Origin of the sequence: Microcoleus sp. CAWBG640, from assembly GCF_020883015.1 — a bacterium.
In the GTDB taxonomy this organism is placed as follows: Bacteria; Cyanobacteriota; Cyanobacteriia; order Cyanobacteriales; family Microcoleaceae; genus Microcoleus; species Microcoleus anatoxicus.
In genome coordinates this window covers 30,025-46,905 of sequence record NZ_JAHRFC010000029.1, presented here as the reverse complement: position 1 = coordinate 46,905, position 16,881 = coordinate 30,025, and the positions used below count along the sequence as shown (strand labels likewise).

Below are 16,881 nucleotides of genomic sequence, written 5' to 3'. Positions count from 1 at the left end.
GAAACTGGGTTTTTGTAAATCTGCTGAAATCTGCGGTTAAATCATTCCAGATTAATCTAAAAGGCGATCGATGGTAACTATCGAAACTGGCCGCAAGGAATCGAAACGAGTCAAATTTACTCCCTGCAAAGAACGCGATAACTGCACTTGCACAATGCGATAACTCCAGTGGGGTTCCCGACGCACTCGATCGCCCATCCAGCTCAACACAGTAGCAATATCTTCCAAAACATCCAAAACTAGCACGATGGAACCCCCAGGGAGCAGCCGCAGGGCGCAAACACCCAAAATTTTAGTCAATCCTGGGCCACTACAGCCAATAAAAATTCGGTGCGGAGGACGTAAGCGGTGCAAGATTTCCGGGGCGGTACCGTGAATCGAGAGCAGATTTTGCAGCCGAAAACGGGTGCAGTTGAATTCGATCGCAGAGGTACCAGAAACTGTTTGTTCGATCGCATAAACCTGAGACTGGGGGAATAAGCGAGCAATTTCGATCGACACAGCACCATTCCCAGCACCCACATCCCAAACCACTTGTTCTCGTTGCAAAGCCAATTGCGCCAATACTAACACCCGCACTTCCCGTTCTACCGTTAAACCAGGGCGATCGCCACAACCAATAAAAGCCCCATCCGGTATACCCAACAAAGGCAACTTTTCCAAATCCAAAGATGCCGCCTCCATCTGGCACTCCCGCAGCATCACCACCACACTCAGGGGTGCAAAAGACTCTTCCAGCAAAGCTGACAGAGGTCTCGGCCCCACCCGCTCGTCCGCAGACCCCAAATTTTCACAAACCCAAAATTCGTAGCGTGTAGGCAAATCTAGAGCTTGCACCAAATTTGCGAGTGCAGCCGGAGTGTGAATTTCATCCACTAGCGCCGCAATCTTCTCGACACCGAGTTTAAGTTTTGCCGTCAATTCCTCAAAATAAAGTCCCTGGGAACCCACAAAGTGTGCATCTTGCCAAGGAATTTTCAAGCGATTAAAAGCCAACTGCACGCAACTGACGTGGGGGTGAAAAATCAATTTTGCTGCTGGTAATTGAGCAATTAACAACTTTCCCCAGCCGTAAAACAGGGGGTCGCCCGCTACCAAAATTACAATGACTTGAGGCGAGGGGGGCGAAAAAGTCTCTGCATTTGGCTCTAAATTCGTATTTAATGCCAGCCAACGCCTAATTTCTAGAATTACGGTGTTTAAATCTTGTAACACCCAGCGCTCGCAGGATTCCTGGGGAAAATAACTTAAATGGCGATCGCTCCCTACTAGCAGAGCGGCCATTTCTATAACCTGCCGTGCCGATGCACTAAGCCCAGCAGCTCCATCTAAACCGATACCAACTACGTGTACTGTCACTTTTTCAGCAAAAATCAAAAAACTAGACTAGCTAATTTTTCCTGATTAATTATATTTTTGTACTGCAATTTGTTACCAAGCCCAAATAATTAAACCATTTAAGGGGCAATGGGGAGAATGGGAGAGGGGGAAAATCAACCCTCTCCCTTCCTTCCCCGTTGGTTAAAACTCAAAAACAGGCCAGTCTGGTTCCCGATAATAGCGATTCATGTCGTCAAACTTCCGCAGTTCGGCTCGGTGTACGGATAGTTCTTGCGGCGTATCCAGCCATTGATCGTTTAACTCCGACAGCAAAGCACACAGGCGATCGCGGTCTAGGTTGGGCCCGGTGTCCCCGAAATAGCCCAGGGTAATGTGTGCTGTAAAGTGATATTGCTGTTCAATTCCCAAACCAATTAAATCGGGATTTTGATAGATCGATCGACGCAACTCTAGAATTTGCTTGTAAGAGTTTTCGTCCGTCGGTGCCACACACACACCTACAGCTCTCGTCATCACCATAAAACCCAGCACTATCCAGCGAAGGGGAGTACCGCCAGCCCGGACTGGTTTTGAGGTTGCAAAACCATCGGCCATGCGCGATCGTAGTTGCGCCTCAAATTCAGGATTTTTATCGGAGGCATCTTGAAAAGCACTGCTCCAAATCAAATCTGCCACCGTTACATGGAAGCTATCGGGAGGTAGTGGGATCAAGGAACCCGGATGAAGTTCCTGCAATAGCCGTTGTTGACAAGAGTGCAAGTTCTCATAGAGTGCTGCATTTTCTGCATCTTCTCCGGCTGGTGGCGTAATCAGCGAATAGCCGGGAAAAGGCACTGCAACTTTGACACCAGTTTCGTCCAATTTAAACTTGGGAGATTCCTGGATGTGCTCTACTTGGGACTTGTAGGAGTCCAGCAGCGTCAATCGCGCTACCCTATTTACATAAGCTTGATAAGTATCGTCCAATCTCCATTTCCTCGTGCTAATTAATAGCTTTGGGCACTTACCCGACTTGAAAACTGTTAGGACTTGCGCGCCCAGAGCGAAAAATCTATGTTTGAGATTCCTTCGTACTGTTGAGTGTGACAGAATTTGTCACGATCGCACAAATCCTAACTTTTAAATTCTAGATTTTCGACAATAGTGCAAGATGTAAAAATTATCGAATAGAATCTTTAACTATTCCCAACAAAGTTTATATAATACACCATTCTGGGGTGGCTTTATGCTAGAAATGCAAATTTACCTTTTTTGGGGAGAAGACGAGTTTGCGATGGGGCAAGCTGTGACCAGTTTACGCCAAAGTGCCGTCGATCCCAACTGGGCTAGTTTTAACTATGACAAGATTATGGCCGATCGCGCCGAGGCTGTCCTTGAAGGACTCGATCGAGCTTTGACCCCACCCTTTGGTACCGGTAGCCGTTTTGTCTGGCTGGCCAATACCACTGTCACCCAACAATGTTCTCCAGAACTTTTAGCCCAATTGGAACGGACTCTCCCAGTGATTCCCGACTCCAGTGTACTGCTGCTGACATCGGTCAAAAAACCCGACAGTAGGCTCAAGTCTACCAAGTTACTGGTCAAGTCTGCCCAAGTGCGAGAATTTTCACCGATTCCGCCTTGGAATGACAAAGAATTAGCCCAGCGGGTGCGTCAAGTCGCCGCCGAAATGAAGGTGAAGTTGACCACCACGGCGATCGAATTTTTGGCAGAATCGATCGGTAGCGACACTCGACAGTTATACAGCGAACTCGAAAAATTGCGACTATTTGCCGGGAACCGCAGTCAACCTTTGACCCCGGAAGATGTGGGCAAATTGGTCAACTCTCACGCCCAGAATACTTTCCAGCTAGCCGATGCAATTCGCCAAGGACATACGGAGGAAGCTTTAGATTTATTGGCGGGTTTAACCGGGCGCAACGAGTCTGGATTAAGGATTGTGGCGGGATTGACCAGTAAGTTTCGCCTGTGGCTGTGGGTCAAGGCGATGATTGCATCGGGCGATCGGGATGATAAAATTGCTCAAGCTCTAGACCTCGGAAATCCCAAACGAGTATACTATTTTCGCCAAGAAGTCAAGAACGCCAGCTTAGAAAAACTACAAAAAACTTTACCTTTATTGCTAGAGTTGGAAGCATCTTTAAAGCGAGGGCGAGAAGAAAAATCCACCCTGCAAACCAAAGTTATAGAAATTTCCAGCTTGTTTCGCTAATTCCCCTTCCCGATTCGATGGCCGTGTAGCGCGCCGAATTTGATAGTAGAGTTAAAATTGCTCAATAAATGGTATCAAACAACCAGAGTAGAGCTAATGTGGTAAATAAATATTGTCGGCAGCCATAGCCGATAAATTAATATTACTTATTTGCTCTCCATCCCCAAAAGAGCGCCAGCCATGACACAACAGAACCCGCGGGAACTTCTCAAGCAGGGCGATCCACAAGCCATCGCATCTAGCATCAACCGTACACTCAAACCCAAAGGCATCAACGCCGAAGTGACGCGGGACAACGGCTGCCTCCACATAACTCTGGAGTCAGGCAAAGTACCGGATCAAATGGTATTGGTGGATTTCATCCGCACTGGGATGACCAAGTTGGGACTAGAATCTATTCACACTGTACAAGTTTACGGGCGTCGAATCGGTGACAGCTCGCCAACATGGGAAGAGGAAATAGAGCTAATGCCGGCATCGCCCATGCTTTATGAACATGAGACTTCTATGCCTCACGACTCCGTAGGTTTGGATGATGTCGAACGCGAAAGTGAAGACTATTATCAAGACGAAGAGTTCGATCGAGACGAAGACGACGAGGTAGAAGACGAGGTAGAGGAAACTCCGCCTCCCAAAAAGCAATTCCCCAAATGGGCAATACCTGTAGGGATATTAGTACCCGTGATGGCCCTGGCTGGGCTGTTCTTTACAGGAAATCTACCATTTTTGAGCGGTTCTACCTCCGAACCAACCTCCCCAGAAGTTGCTTCGCCATCCCCAACAGCTACCTCTAGTACACCCAAACCAGCCTCACCCTCTCCCAGCGCCTCTGACGGTGAGAAACCAGCAGCATCTCCAGCCCCCACAGCCATTCCCAATGCTGCTGCGAAGCCAGCAAGCCCAGCTCCGCTAGGAGCATCTCCTGCGCCCACAGCAGCCTCTGGTACCCCCAAGGCATCTCCTGCGCCCACAGCAGCCTCTGGTACCCCCAAGGCATCTCCTGCACCCGCAGCAGCCTCTGGTACACCCAAGGCATCTCCTGCACCCACAGCAGCCTCTGGTACACCCAAGGCATCTCCTGCACCCACAGCAGCCTCTGGTACACCCAAGGCATCTCCTGCACCCACAGCAGCCTCTGGTACACCCAAGGCAGCCTCTGGCACGCCTAAGTCTGACCCTTGGAGGGAAGCGGTTAATCAGGCTCAGAGTGCAGCAATTCTCGCGCAAACCGCTCAGTCTCAAACTGAGTGGATCGCCGTAGCCAACCAGTGGCAGAAAGCTGTCGATCTAATGAATGTGGTGCCCACAACTAGCCCCAATCATCAAAAGGCTCAGCAAAAAGCAGCAGAGTACAAGTCAAATCTGGTAGTTGCTAACCGCAGGGCTGCGGCAGCGCCTTAGAAGCTTGGAGTTTTGAGTTTTGAACTGCCTTGGACTAATTTCGGTTAATAATAATTCCGATGCTACCGGATTTGATATCACATCATCTTCGGTAGCTTAGTTGTTAGATTTACCAAAAAGTTGGGTCTAAAGCCCCGTCCTTATAGGACGGCTTTAATTATAAAAAGTGTAGAGACTTGTTAAGTATACAGACTTATGGGTAAAAATTTTAGCAAAAGTGATAAACTATTCTAATGATAGTTTTAGAGTTTAAGTTGAAGGGCAAAGCGAAACAGTATCGAATCATCGACGACATGATTCGGACGGCTCAATTTGTCCGAAACAAAACTCTAAGGTATTGGATAGACAATCAGGGAATTAAGTTAGTAGACCTGTACAAACAATGCGCCGTTGTGGCGAAAGAATTTGAATGGGCGGGCAAACTTAACTCAACAGCACGCCAAGCTTCGGCGGAACGTGCTATTTTTGCTATCCAACGTTTCTTCGCCAATTGCAAAGCCAAGAAGCCCGGAAAAAAGGGCTACCCGCAGTTCAAAAAGCACAGTCGTTCTGTAGAATACAAGACATCAGGATGGAAGCTTTCTGTCGACAAAAGATGCCTGACTTTCACAGACGGCTTTGCCGCTGGAACCTTTAGATTGCTCGGCAGTAGAGATTTGCATTTCTATGCGCCCGATGAGATTAAGCGAATCAGGGTAGTTCGTCGTGCTGACGGCTACTATGCCCAATTCTGCATCAATGTGGAACGTACAGAGAAGGTTGTGCTCACGGGTAAAGCTATTGGTATAGATGTGGGATTAAACCACTTCTATACTAACAGCGACGGTGAAACAGTTCCTAATCCTCGGTATCTCCGTAAAAGCGAAAAATCTCTGAAGAGATTGCAGAAGCGAGTTTCTCGGAAAAAGAAAGGCTCCAAAAGCCGGAAAAAGGCAATCAACAAGTTAGGAAGAAAGCACCTAAAGGTTAGTCGGCAGCGCAAAGACTTCGCCATTAAGACGGCGTTGTGTGTAGTGAAATCTAACGATTTTGTAGCCTACGAAGACCTTCAAGTGCGTAACATGGTTAAGAATCATAAACTCGCCAAGTCGATTAGTGATGCTGCGTGGTCACAATTTGCTCAATGGTTGGAGTATTTTGGAAAAGTGTACAGCAAAACAGTTATCGCTGTTCCACCACAATACACATCACAGAAATGTTCAAACTGTGGCGATATTGTTAAGAAAACTTTGTCAACCCGAACACATATTTGTGGTTGCGGAACGATACTAGATCGTGACCACAACGCCGCTTTGAATGTTTTAGCGAAGGGGCTAAAGCAAACAGGAATTATTTTAAATACGGTGGGACACACCGGAATTCACGCTGGGGGACAGACCGATCTCTACTCGCTGATGGCGACATCAACGAGCAAATCAACTGGATGATCCAAGAATCCCCTCGCCTTAAGGCAGGGGAGTGTCAATTTGAAAGCATAACCAAACTAAAAAAAATAAGTTTTATTACATTGTTTATTCAAATAAAATAGAGGTGATATATTTCGTGAGAAATACAAAAGATCTTTTATGGCTCAAACAATGATTTTACCGGGCACTTACGTTGAAGTGCGCCCCGAAGGCTTAATTGCGCCCAGTGGAGTTGCTACAGGGAATATTGGTATTGTTGGTACTGCCAGTAAGGGTACTGAGAATGAAGTAACATTACTCAGTAGTCTTTCGGAAGCTAAAGAAATTTTTGGTGAGAGCAATGAATGGCAAGGGGGAGATCGAGACGAACTAACTTTAGTTCGCGCCTTGGAATTGATTTATAAAAATGGCGGACAGACGGTTTATGCAGTGCGAACTTCGGGAGCAACCACTGATGCTTATCAAGAAAGTTTAGCACTATTAGAAAACAAAATTGTCAATATAGTTGTCCTAGCGGGGCAAGATGCTAACCAAGCTGGGATGGTAGATGCCCTCAAAGGACATTTGAACACTACTGCCGAAATTAAACGCGAAAGAATTGGAATTATTGGTAGTGGGTTTAAAAACGGTAAAGACGATTTAGAGCAAATTAGTGGCCACAATCTCAGCGACGATCAAGGTCGGCTGATCTTTACAGCACCCGGAATTTTGTTAACGGCTAAAGGCAAGCAACACAAACTTCCTGGGGGTTATTTAGCGGCTGCTATAGCTGGCTTAATTGCTTCTTTGAACGTGCAAGCTAGCCCCACTAATAAAACTCTGAGTATTGAAGGGATCACCACTGAGTTTAACAATGCTCAGCTAAAAGAACTGGTGCAAAAAAAAGTCTTGACGGTGGAAGCCCGCAGTGGATATCGAATCGTCAAAGGCATCACCACAGCCGATAGTCCTTGGAATCAAATCACCACGCGCCGCATTGTTGACTATGCAATTTATGGAGTGCGCTCCTCTTGCGATCCTTATATTGGCAAGCTGAATAACGATCGCGTGCGAGGAGCAATGAAAGCTACCTTGGATGCGTTTCTTACCAGTATGGTAGACAGCGAATCTCTGGTAAGTTATCAACTGGAAGTTTCGGCTACTCGCCGACAAGAAATTGCTGGGGAAGTTGCCGTGAAAATGATTCTGCAACCGACGTTCAGTATTGATTTTATTCAAGTGACAATGTATCTAGGATAAATCAAGGATACATCGATCGCAAAAACGGGAATTTCAAGAATTTTTGCCCTGAATAGAAGAGAAAATTATGCCTAATGTCAATGTTTTTCGCGGCTCGGATGCTTCGCTGGTTTTAGCGGTCGATAATCAAGAATCTGTTGAGGGGAAATTAGCAGAAGCTTTGATCGGTCAGTACGAATTATCTAGCGTAGTGGGACGTTTGCAAAATGTCCAGGTAAAGGTAGAAAACGAATTACGACCATATCACGAATTAGGAAAACGCTTTGCTACAGAATTACGTCCGGGTAATATTAGCGTTTCGGGTTTTATCGATCGCGCGCACATCAATGGAGCCCTGTTACACTTACTCCTAGGTGATGGGGCGACGAGTCCTCCTCCTACTGGCGCAATTCCTCAGCCTTCTTTTAATATTGTCATCTCGCTGAAAAATCCAGCTTTACCAGATAACAGCAGTACGCTGACAGTCTTTGGGGTCAAGTTTGAAAGCTGGAGTTTTACTTTACCTGAAGATGATTTTGTGATGGAAGGAGTGACGTTTAAAGCTTTACGCATTAGTTCTGAGGAGACAGGTTGATAGTTTACCTATCAACAACAGAAACCAGGTTTTTTACCTTGGGTGCAGGTTCGATCGCATATTTTCGTAAAAAACCCGGTTTCTGAGTCCCCATGCGTCCAGGACTAATATAGTGACAACTATCACCTCGGTAAAAAAAACAGAACCCTTGACTTTTTCTGCGTAATTCCTGACTTAAACTTTTCCTAAATCCTCACCCTCAAATGCAATTTTTAACGCCGGAAGAACTGCTAGGTGGTTCAGAAATTATTTTTGATGTCGCGATTCCCCCAGAGGTATTGGAACATAGCACAAGTAGCACTAATAAAGAGCGGGAATTAGTGGTGCAATTGCGTCCGCTGACGATTGGGGCTTTTGGGCTGATTATGAAAGCAGCGAAAAGTGATCCCGCCCTGATTCCTTTGTTGATGATTAAAGAATCCTTAGTACAACCTAGTCTCTCCTTGGAACAAGTTAAAAGCATGAATCTAGGATTAGTTAACTTTCTGATCGCTGAGATTCGGCAAATTAGCGGATTGACGGAAAAAAAAATGAGTTCGAGTTAAGTAATTCGCCACTGGTGTTAGCTAGCTTTCGATTAGCGCGTGCTTTTGGTTGGACTCCTCAACAAGTGGGATCGATGACAATGGCGCAGGTGTCAATGTATCTACAACTGTTAGATGAGGAAAATCGCTCGGAAAAATGAGGGGATGTGGCGATGTGGGGATGGCTTTTTTGATAGGAATAAGGCCAAAAAAACCCGGTTTCTTTGAAAATCGTGGCTTGAGCCGAGAGATATTGATGTAGAAACCGGGTTTTTGGCGCCGCGTGCGTAAGTCCTGTTTTTTATGAGGCTGCATAGAATTTCGATCCCCCCTAACCCCCCTTAATAAGGGGGGGACAAGATTCTTCTCAAAGTCCCCCTTCGATCGGGGGATGCGAGGGGGATCGAGATATATGCAACGACCCATTAAATTGGTATAACCCCCCTTAATAAGGGGGGGACAAGATTCTTCTCAAAGTCCCCCTTCGATCGGGGGATTTAGGGGGATCGAGATATGTGCAACGACCCATTAAATTGGTATAAGTCCTGTTTTAGTTAAGTACAGAGGATAAGCAAAGTGAAGATGGGTGATGAAAGTTTAAAAGATCTTGGCATCAATCTGAGCAATGAATTTCAAGCTTTATTGTGTAACTATACGAGTGGATGGTTAACTGACAATCTTTTGAGTAGCGAAGATTGGGCGGAAATCGCGCTTTTGTATCAGGAAACTGAGCGATTCGAGGGAGTCATCAATGAATCTCAAGTTTGGGAAAAATTGCTGACTACAGGGTTTATTCCGCCAGATTTGGGAAGTTCAAATAATATCAATGTAGGGGAGGGAACTACATCGGACGATCGCCCAAAAATTCATCCTTACTTAGAAACTTGGAGAAGATACGAGTCTTTGGTTAATCCCGATCGACCAATCCCTACTGCTAATAGCCAATCTAGTTATGCAAAAAGGCGATCGGCATCTTTATCTCTGGGGGATACTTCGTCAAAACCTCAAGTGATATCCCAGAGAGTTGTGGCGCCGGGAGAAGGGCAAAAAAATCATCCTGCGCTGGGGAATTATTCAGATTCTGTGGCAGAAATTCCCCTGGTAGATACAAGGATTAATCCTAGGGATTTAGGTTTTGATGAATCTGATGCTGAGGGAGGTGAGGAAGTTTTATCTCAGGAATTAGCCTTCTATAAATCTGATTCAGACCCAACTTCAGAAGTTTTGTCTGTAGTGGATGAACCAAGGGAAATAAAAACACAATTTGCCCAGAATGTCAATCTACCAAAATTGGAGAATGCGACAGAACAAACAGAGCACATTCAGAGGGATTTTGCCCAAAATTCACTGGGAATGAAAGGCTTAAAAGATTTGTCGGCTTTTTTGGTATCGCAGCCCAATCAAGAACATATAATTGAGGCGGATTTACTCAAACATGATTCTTCAGAAAATCTCCTGTTTTCCGAAAGTGAATTAGCCGATTATCAGATGGAAACATCGGAAAAAATGAGTTATTTTTCGGATGTTTCCGAAGAATTTGTAGCAGCCAAGGGTGGATGGCTGGAACCACAAGAGAGTGAGGTGGAAAATAGGAATAAAATAGCTGATGATAGTAGAAATAGGTACGCTATGGTAGAACCATCTTTGCATAGCGATCGCCATCCCGAACTAGAGATGGAGACAATTTTAGAGGCGATCGCCCAAGAAATTAATCGAGAATATCGCCGATTTTATGGGGAGTAATTATGGCCATCAAATTAGGAAAAGTTGAACTCAATAAAGTGCATAAAATTGTCACCTTAGAACAAGCGGATTGGGTGACTCATCGGATTCCTGGTAAATTGGGAAATCTGGTGCAAGATTTGGGAAGGGATTCGGTACAATTGGAAATTAGCGGAATTTTTTACGGACAAAAAGCAGGGGATGATTTAGATTTTCTGCGAAAAATCCACAAACAGCGAAAAGCCGTTGACTTTGTGGCGGAAATAGTCGGTCAAGCCTATTTTAGCCAAGTTGTATTAGAAAAAATGGAAGTGTGGCAACTTGCGCGATCGCCCGATGAATTTAGCTATCGGCTGATTGTTCAAGAGTATGTTGAACCTCCCAAACCCATTGCATCCCCAGGAGTTTCTAATCTAGATCAAAAAATTAAGCTTGATGCTGCTAAACTGATGGATGTTGTGAGTCTGACTGATGCTTTGCAAATGGGGAATTTGCCAGAAATTACTAACCCGATCGCACCTTTGAAAACAGGTTTAGAACCTGTGAAAGAAGCCACTAAAAACTTTGGCCAAGCGACGGCTGGATTGAAAGCACTTTTTAAAATTTAGTGCTGAAATATTCAAGTAGACCTAGGAGTAAATACCAGCCACCTGTTTGATTTCAATTGTTCCCCGAAATTCTGGAAATCTGCTCAAAAAAAAACAGTTCATCTTTACCTTGGGAATTAAATTTATGGCACTTTCTCTATTAGAAGATTTAAATTCCATTAACCCTGAAGCGGCCTTGGCTGATTTCACAAATCAACTTAGTCACCCGGAAACTATGCTGGGTAAAGTAACACCGCACCTCCCAGATTTTGAGGAATTCAAAAAGGGCATAAATCTGCCAAAATTAGATTTAAGCAATATAGAAAAGACCATTTCATCAGTTCCTTTGTCAGCCAATGAACTGAAAGCAGAAGTAACTACTAAATTCCATCAACTCACTACGCTGAATTTGGCAAGTTTATCCGCAGCTATTCCGCTTCCTAGTGCTGATACTTTTCAAAATATAGATTTGGTGGGTGAAGTTAAATCAACAATTGTCAGTTTGACTCAAGATTTGAGCTTCAGTATCAGCCTTGGCGATTTGCCACCTGTTGCTAACTCGATATTTAGTGAGTTTAACGAATTCCTGAGTAAGGCTCAAATGTTGCCAGTGCGGACATTTAATGCTTTGTTAAAGGTGTTTCAGAAATTACTCGATCAACTATCTAATCCTGATGAATTACTCAGTCAACTGGGTTCGGCTAGTTTAACCAGCCTTTTTACAGCTCAAGTTTTATCCTTAAGCCAACAACTTCCTTCCCAGGCGATTAAGAGTATTGAAAGGAATATTCATCAGCGTCGTGAATATTTGGGTGAATATCAAGCTATTCTGAACCTGTTGGAAAATCCCAACAAACTCGACAAATTATCGATGGCAGAGTTGCGTCAAAAAACCAGGAAACTTTCTCGAAATATTGAGGAAAATGAAGCGAGAATTAAAAGGGCGATCGCTAATTTAAATAATTTTACCATCGAGAGTTTCAATACTGCTTTAGTTCAACTTTCGCAAGTCGCAGCAAGCGATGAAAATACGCTCTCCTTAGTGCCGCTATTTAATCAGCTTCAAGGTTATATCGACACGATTAATCAAAAAGTTGCAGAGATTACGGCTAAACTGCGACAGTTTACCCAAAAAATTCCCCAACTGATTGATACTGCTATTAGCAAGGCGGAGGAATTGGCCAGACAAGCGACTACAGCCATTGCTCAGGCGATCGACAAAGGTAAGGACGTTTTAAGTCAAATCAAAAGTTTTCTGTCTGATGCAATCCGGGAAATTAAAGATTTCATTGACAAAATTTGCGCGGAATCAACGGAGTTGGTTAAACCTCTAAAGCGGAGTTGCAATGAAGCCTCAACATTTGTGGTCAATAATATTAATAAAATTTCGGTGGAAATTCACAAAACAACGGAGGAAGTAAGAAGCAGTATCGGGGGATTAAACACCAAAATTGAAACTAATCTTAACAGGAAAGCTTTAGAGGATAAAATCAATCAATTACTCGATCGAGTTACGCAAGTCTTAGATAATCCCCTGGTAGAACACAGTCTCAAAGAGGCAGAAAGTGGGATTAAATTGATTACTGATAACTTAGGAAAAGTATCACTTAAACCTGCATTTAAGGCGGTAGTTGATAAAACTGGCGATCTAGAAACTAAGTTGCGCGGGATTGATGCGGCTAAGCTTAGTACCCCAACTAAAGTTGCTCTGAAAGTGGGGACGACAATTATTAAAGAGGTGGATGTACCGGGGATTGTCAATCCAGAATTGAACTTGGCTTTTGCAGAAATTCTGGAGCCGATAGAAGACTTGGTAGGATTGATTCAGGGAGAAGTTGATAACATTGATGCAAAAATTCAATCTTTTCAACCGGGAAGTTTAATTGAAAAAGTTGTCAAGCCTTCTCTAGATACGGTGGTAGCGAAAATTGATGAGTACAAACCTTCGATTTTGCTGAAACCAGTTAAGGATTTTTATGATGAAATGCTTGGGAAGCTGGATGCGATCGATCCTCAACAGTTAGTTGATAAGTTAGATGAGCTTTATCAAAAACTGGTGCAAATTATTGAATCTTTGTCTCCAGATAGGATTACTGATTTCCTGAACGAGCAGTTGGCAATTGTGACTAAAAATTTGGATGAGATTCCGGTAGAAGCTTTAGTAGCAAAAGTGAATGAGGGATTGAATCAAGTTGATAAGTTGATGGCGAGTGTGGGTTTGGCAGATGTGGTGCAATCGGATTTTTGGCTAACTTTAGAAAGTATTTTGAGCTATAGTTTTGCTGACAAAATTAAGCAAATTGAATCTCTGCGCGATCGCGTGGTGGAGCGAGTTAATGCGATGGGTACAGAGCAGTTAACGGTATCTGTAGGAGGATTGAAACAGGCAATTACAGATTATGTGAAAATTCAGAAAAACCCGAATGTTGGTTTTGATTTGAGCAGTTTGCAAGCGGCTGTCAGCGAATATGCTCCGGTGATGGTTGAAGTGCAGATGTTGTGGGAAGCAAAGCAATTGACTTTGGCTCAATTTAGTCCCCAAGCAGAATTGGCGGTGGATTATCAAGATTTGCGCGATCGCCTACAAAGACTTTATGATGGCATCAACACCACCAATCCGCAGTCGGTTTATGAACGAGTGGAGCAATTGCTGACAACAAATGGCGATCGCCTCAAACCAAATAAACCCGAAAGTATTGAAGTGATTCAAAACTTTAATACCGAGCAGATGCTTACCAGTTTCAAACAATTCTTACCAAACGAATTGGATCGACAACTGATTAATCCGATCAAAAACCTGCTCAATTCCCTAGATAATTTACTAGCACAACCTCGTTCCGTGCTTGGTGATATCAAACTGGTGATTCAAAAATTGTCAGAAGCACCAGGAAGATTAGCAAATATTTTGAGCAATATTGCCACGAATTTAGGCGCTCAAATCCGCGATGCTATTAATGCAGTGAAAGCTGTAATTAATAGTCTAGTTAGCGAAGTGGTGACGGCATTGCAAGGAACCTATAACAATGTTTTGGAGACTGTAAAATCCCTCAGCCCGCACCGAATCCTTAATAGTTTTGAAGACAGCGATTTTATCAATTTTGATAAGTTTCTGGAAAAACTGCGGGAATCTCAAGACAGTCTGACTGTTTATATCAAATCTCAATTGACTGCGAATACTCAGTCTTTGCTTGCTGTCAACTCCCCCGGCACAAAAGTAGCATTAATTAGAGATTTAAATCGCTTACTGTTGGATGAAAACCTCTATAAACCAGAGCAATTACAGGGAGTACAACTCTCCCCAGAAGCGCAAAAGTTATCTCAAGGTGACTATAGAAATAATATTGTTCACTTCAACCGGGTGTTGATAGAATCGAATTATACCGGGGAATTGGTGATGAATGTTGAGTCAATTTTTCCCTATCTCCAGCAGCAATTAGCAGAAATTTATCCGCAAAATATTGTCGATGAATTGGATAAATTGTACGCTAAGATTATTCAATTGTTCCACGATCTTCTGGGTGCTGTCGCCAGTAGCCTCGACGGTCAGTATCAGAAAGTTGTCAAGAAAACTGAAGCCCTACGGGAGGCAATTAATAAGTTGTTTAAAGACTTAAGGGCGAGGCTGGAACAGCTAAAAAGTGAACTAAATATCGGGTTAGAAGATGTGGAGGAAGCTTTCGATCGCCTGTTAAATGCTTTACCAGTATAGGGGTGATTTTGATGTTAAAGTAGGGACAAAGGCTTTCGCCCATTAGTGTCAACTTAAGCATGAAACCCTTGATAAATATCGCTTTTACCTGAGTCTAGATCCCCCTAAATCCCCCTTAAGAAGGGGGACTTTGATCGGACTCTTGTCCCCCCCTTCTTAAGGGGGGCTAGGGGGGATCTAGGCTTAATAGTCAAACAGCCGTTTCTGACAGGGTTTGACGTTAAGTTGATACCAATGAGCATTGCCGTTTCCCTACGGGGATCGCTCGCTCTGGGATGTACTTCATAAACCTGCAATCTGCTGTAAATGCTTTACCAGTATAGGGGTGATTTTGATGTTAAAGATTAGTTACAAAATCAAACTCGGCAGAACTACCTACACGGCGAACGATGGAACACTGTTACTCGATTTGCGATCGCACGCTTCTTTGCATATTCCCGTCAACACTTGTCGGATTGTGTTAGGTATCCCGAAAAATGTGGAGGTTTCTCCCAAAGATCCGGTATCTATAGAAATCGGTTACGAAAAACAAACTACCTTAGTATTTACAGGTAGGGTGACTTGTGTAGATTGGGAAATCGATCGCGTTCAGATTGAGGCGGCTAGTGCTTTTACTGATTTAACTTTGCTGCGATTGAATCGGGTTTATGAAAAATCTCATGGGGGGGATATTGTTAAAGATATTCTCAGACAAGCGAAGTTGACTATTGGCAAAGTTGAGAATGGGATTAAATTTTCGGTTTATACAGTGGGCGATCGCCAAAATGCGGCCGATTGCTTGTATAACTTAGCTAAACAGTGCGGTTTTGATGTTTATGCTAACGATCGCGATCGGGCAGTTTTTTCCCAGTACAGTCCGGCTATAACTCATACTTTTACTTACGGTGAAGATTTGCTCAAATACTGCTCAAAACAACCCCAAAAAGGCATCGAAAAAGTAGAAATTTATGGAGAAAGTCCAGCCAGTCAAGGACAAGGAGAACAGGCTTATTCTTGGTTGACTAAAAACGAAGTGAAAGCCACGGCGGGTGCGGGTGGAAACCTTCTGCGAATGGCCGATCCCACCGCACGCAGCCAAGCTGTTGCTCAAAGTATTGCACGGGGGGTGCTAAGTCATCTGAAACAAAAGCAACGGGGACAGATTATGGCGATCGGTGCAGCCAATGTCAAATTAGGCGATGGTATCCAAATCACAAAAATGCCCATTAGCAAGCAAAATGGCAGTTTTAAAGTAACTGGAATTAAGCATATCCTGAACCGCCATCAGGGTTTTTTAACCACGATTGATTGGGAGGAAAAATAATGGATTCAATTATTGGGGTAATGCAAAAAGTTGCCCAGCAAGAAGCACAAAAAATTTATACTACCGAACTTGGCATCGTGACGGCAATATTTCCCCATGCTTCGGATAGCGATAAAGATAACTACCAATGTTCCGTAAGATTGAAGAATAAAAAGCAGCCCGATGGCAAAGATTTTGAATTGCGGAAAGTGCCAACTGTTACGCCCCATATTGGACTGGCGAATATTCCCAATGTGGGGGATTTAGTCTTGGTGACTTTTATTGGAGGCGATATTAATGCTCCGATAATTATTGGGCGGTTGTATAATGATGAAGACCAACCTCCAGTCAATAAAGAAAAGGAATTTTTGCTGCAACACGATCGAGAAAAAGGGGGGAGTTTAAAAATTGATCGAGAGGGAGCAATTACCGTCACTAGCAAAAATGAAAAGCACGTAATTACGGTTAATGATGATAAAATTGATCTGACGAATGAGAAATGTCATTTAACTTTAGAGGGGGGAGATGCTACGCTCAAAAATGAACAATGTAAAGTAGTTTTGAGTGGTGGCAACATTACCATTGATAATGGTACTTGCAAAATTAAAATCGAAGCTGGGGGCATTACTATTGACGCTGCTAGTAACAATGTCACTGTCAAAAGTATGGGTAGCATTAAAATTGGTGATGCTGCGACCGGTTCGATCCAAGTTGGCGGCCGATTATTAGCTAATGCAGTGGGCGATGGTGATGATATTATTCTCAGTATGCACACTCACATGGGGAATTTAGGTGCGCCTTGTCCGGTGATGGTCCCAACTGAAAAGATTAATTCTATTCAAGCCAAAGCTAGAAATACTCAAGTCGGTTAATTGCTCCATTCC

The 16,881-nt window shown here is 43.8% G+C and carries 13 protein-coding genes; 11 read left to right on the top strand and 2 right to left on the bottom strand.

Translation table 11 applies throughout. The features are described from left to right. Positions 1 to 51 precede the first annotated feature (51 nt). Together cbiE and AAFP11_RS16010 are read right to left on the bottom strand one after the other, a co-directional pair. Entirely contained in the window at positions 52 to 1,359 is a 1,308-nt protein-coding gene (gene cbiE / locus AAFP11_RS16015; RefSeq protein ID WP_341737969.1) for a precorrin-6y C5,15-methyltransferase (decarboxylating) subunit CbiE, read from the bottom strand. A 162-nt stretch (positions 1,360 to 1,521) separates the two neighbouring features. Then, positions 1,522 to 2,307, bottom strand: a complete 786-nt coding sequence (locus AAFP11_RS16010) for a DUF1868 domain-containing protein (protein ID WP_341737968.1) — start codon at positions 2,305 to 2,307, stop codon at positions 1,522 to 1,524. Between the two features lie 268 nt (positions 2,308 to 2,575). Between AAFP11_RS16010 and holA the strand changes: the two genes are divergently transcribed. The 11 genes from holA to AAFP11_RS15955 all read left to right on the top strand — a co-directional run bounded on the left by holA (position 2,576) and on the right by AAFP11_RS15955 (position 16,869). After that, positions 2,576 to 3,553 carry a DNA polymerase III subunit delta gene (gene holA, locus AAFP11_RS16005; RefSeq protein ID WP_341737991.1) on the top strand — a complete coding sequence of 326 codons (978 nt, stop codon included), beginning with the start codon at positions 2,576 to 2,578 and terminating at the stop codon, positions 3,551 to 3,553. A gap of 180 nt (positions 3,554 to 3,733) precedes the next feature. Further along, positions 3,734 to 4,954 (top strand): hypothetical protein, encoded by a 1,221-nt coding sequence (locus AAFP11_RS16000; RefSeq protein WP_341737967.1) that lies wholly within the window; start codon positions 3,734 to 3,736, stop codon positions 4,952 to 4,954. Between the two features lie 233 nt (positions 4,955 to 5,187). Then, entirely contained in the window at positions 5,188 to 6,381 is a 1,194-nt protein-coding gene (locus AAFP11_RS15995; RefSeq protein ID WP_341737966.1) for a transposase, read from the top strand. Between the two features lie 138 nt (positions 6,382 to 6,519). After that, positions 6,520 to 7,599 carry a phage tail sheath C-terminal domain-containing protein gene (locus AAFP11_RS15990; RefSeq protein ID WP_341737965.1) on the top strand — a complete coding sequence of 360 codons (1,080 nt, stop codon included), beginning with the start codon at positions 6,520 to 6,522 and terminating at the stop codon, positions 7,597 to 7,599. 67 nt (positions 7,600 to 7,666) lie between these two features. Further along, positions 7,667 to 8,173 carry a hypothetical protein gene (locus AAFP11_RS15985; protein ID WP_341737964.1) on the top strand — a complete coding sequence of 169 codons (507 nt, stop codon included), beginning with the start codon at positions 7,667 to 7,669 and terminating at the stop codon, positions 8,171 to 8,173. A gap of 203 nt (positions 8,174 to 8,376) precedes the next feature. Beyond that, a complete protein-coding gene (locus AAFP11_RS15980) occupies positions 8,377 to 8,718 on the top strand; it encodes a hypothetical protein (RefSeq protein WP_340520148.1) in 342 nt (113 codons plus the stop codon). A gap of 561 nt (positions 8,719 to 9,279) precedes the next feature. Next, complete coding sequence (locus AAFP11_RS15975) at positions 9,280 to 10,440, top strand: hypothetical protein (protein ID WP_341737963.1); 1,161 nt, start codon at positions 9,280 to 9,282, stop codon at positions 10,438 to 10,440. 2 nt (positions 10,441 to 10,442) lie between these two features. Beyond that, a complete protein-coding gene (locus tag AAFP11_RS15970) occupies positions 10,443 to 11,027 on the top strand; it encodes a DNA circularization N-terminal domain-containing protein (RefSeq protein ID WP_341737962.1) in 585 nt (194 codons plus the stop codon). Between the two features lie 124 nt (positions 11,028 to 11,151). Next, complete coding sequence (locus tag AAFP11_RS15965) at positions 11,152 to 14,715, top strand: hypothetical protein (protein ID WP_341737961.1); 3,564 nt, start codon at positions 11,152 to 11,154, stop codon at positions 14,713 to 14,715. A gap of 334 nt (positions 14,716 to 15,049) precedes the next feature. Then, on the top strand, positions 15,050 to 16,018 hold the full coding sequence (locus AAFP11_RS15960) for a hypothetical protein (protein ID WP_341737960.1): 969 nt from the start codon (positions 15,050 to 15,052) through the stop codon (positions 16,016 to 16,018). Further along, positions 16,018 to 16,869, top strand: a complete 852-nt coding sequence (locus AAFP11_RS15955) for a phage baseplate assembly protein V (protein ID WP_341737959.1) — start codon at positions 16,018 to 16,020, stop codon at positions 16,867 to 16,869. The genes AAFP11_RS15960 and AAFP11_RS15955 overlap by 1 nt, the downstream gene beginning before the upstream one ends. Positions 16,870 to 16,881 lie beyond the last annotated feature (12 nt).